General features: G+C 71.9%; 1 protein-coding gene. It reads right to left on the reverse strand.

Annotated elements, in window-relative coordinates:
* Nucleotides 1-139: 139 nt before the first annotated feature.
* Entirely contained in the window at nt 140-1,318 is a 1,179-nt protein-coding gene (locus DMP08_RS12250; protein WP_123193152.1) for an IS110 family RNA-guided transposase, read from the reverse strand.
* Between the last annotated feature and the right edge of the window lie 318 nt (nt 1,319-1,636).

Raw genomic sequence — 1,636 nt, forward strand, 5'->3', positions numbered from 1 at the left:
AAGGGACGTGTTCCTATAGTTTTGTCAAGCGGCTGCCGGAAGGCTTTCCGGCATGGGGCGACCGGCTTCGGGCATGGCGAGGCGGGCCCCGGCTCCCGGGGCGCGCGGGCCTTCCGGCCGGGCCTCGCGGACGGGGCGCCTACGCGGAGTACGGCACCCCGTCGCGCATGACGGCGTATATCACCTTCATCCTCTTCCGCGCGACGGCCCTGAGCGCTCGCCTGTACCCCACGCCCCTGTCCAGGCGCGCCCGAAGGTACTCGCCGTAGTACCCCTTCGACCTGACCAGCGAGTTGCACGAGAACACGAGCAGGCTCTTCAGGGCCTTGTTGCCGCCGCGGTGCGCCCTGTCGTGGCCGATGGACGTCCCGGACTGCCGGGTGGACGGGGCCAGGCCGCAGTAGCTGGCGAGCTTGTCGTGGCTGTCGAACTCGGATATGTCCACGGACACCACGAGCTGCGCGGCCGTCCTCGGGCCTATCCCCGGCACGGTCTGCAGGTTGGCGAAGTCCGCGTTGCCCGATAGCGACTCGGCGATGGCCTCCCCGAGCGCCGCCTCCTCCTCGTTGTCGGCGGCGATGCGCCCGGCGAAGTGCCTGACGTAGCGCATCTCCGCGGCCACGGCCTGCTCGGAGGGCCTCTCTCCGGAGATCGCGTCCCAGAGGCGGTCGCGCTGCTCGCGGGCGGCCCCGTGCCTGCGCGACGAGGCGCAGAACCTCTCGCGCCCGGCGTCGAGCATGTTCCAGGGCCCTCCCAGCTCGGAGAGCATCCCGGCGCACCACGGCGCGGTCGCGTCGCAGGCCCGCTCGAAGGCGGGGCAGGACTCCAGCAGCCTGGACCGCAGCGCGTTCGCGCACGCCGTCCGGTCCTTCTTCACCTGGGCGAGCTGGGCCGACATTATCCGCGCGCCTTCGAGCGCGGGGTCGTCCGCCGGCACCGGGCGCAGGGCCTGCGGCAGGCCGAGCGCGGCGCGGGCGATGACCTGCGCGTCCCGCTCGTCGGTCTTGGCGATGCCCGGGAAGCCCTTGGCGAGCGCGTGCTCGGCCGATCCCGGCAGGTAGGCGACGGGCCTTCCCGCCGCGCGGGCGCGCCTGATCGCGAGCGCCCCGATGTTGCGGCGCTGGTCGACGACCACGAGCGTGTCGTCCGGGCATTCGGCGATGACGGCGTCGACGTCGGCTTCGGCGTTGGCGACGCGCCTGCTCAGCAGGACCGCCCCCGCCGCGTCGACGGCGTAGGCCCAATGGGACTGCTTGCCGACGTCGAGCCCCAGGTAGGCTTCGTGCCCCTCTGCGAGGGTTGCGTTCTTCTCGGCCATGATGGTACCCTTCCCGTACGGCTGGCCGCGCCGTTCGCCGCGTCTCGGCAACCACATTACTCGGCCGTGGCGCATCCGGCGCCCGGCAGGTTCCTATCAGCCGGAATCGCGGCGGCCGATCCCCGGTGGCAGCACGTCCCGGGCCTTCGTTCGAGGCAGGGGTGAAGAGCCATCCGGGGCGGCCGGCCAGCGGCCCATGGGGCCGTGTCCATGATAGGCGAAAGCTGGCTGGGCGAGCGCCTGGCCGGGGCCGCCGAGCCCCGCGAACACGGCCTGATCGGGCTGGCGTCTACTGTAATGGGGTCAATGACTCATTTT

It is taken from the genome of Paraeggerthella hongkongensis, from assembly GCF_003726035.1.
GTDB classification, from domain to species: domain Bacteria; phylum Actinomycetota; class Coriobacteriia; order Coriobacteriales; family Eggerthellaceae; genus Paraeggerthella; species Paraeggerthella hongkongensis.

Coding starts and splice junctions, on each gene's coding strand:
- DMP08_RS12250 (WP_123193152.1), bottom strand. CDS start 1,318: ATGGCCGAGAAGAACGCAACCCTCGCAGAGGGGCACGAAGCCTACCTG.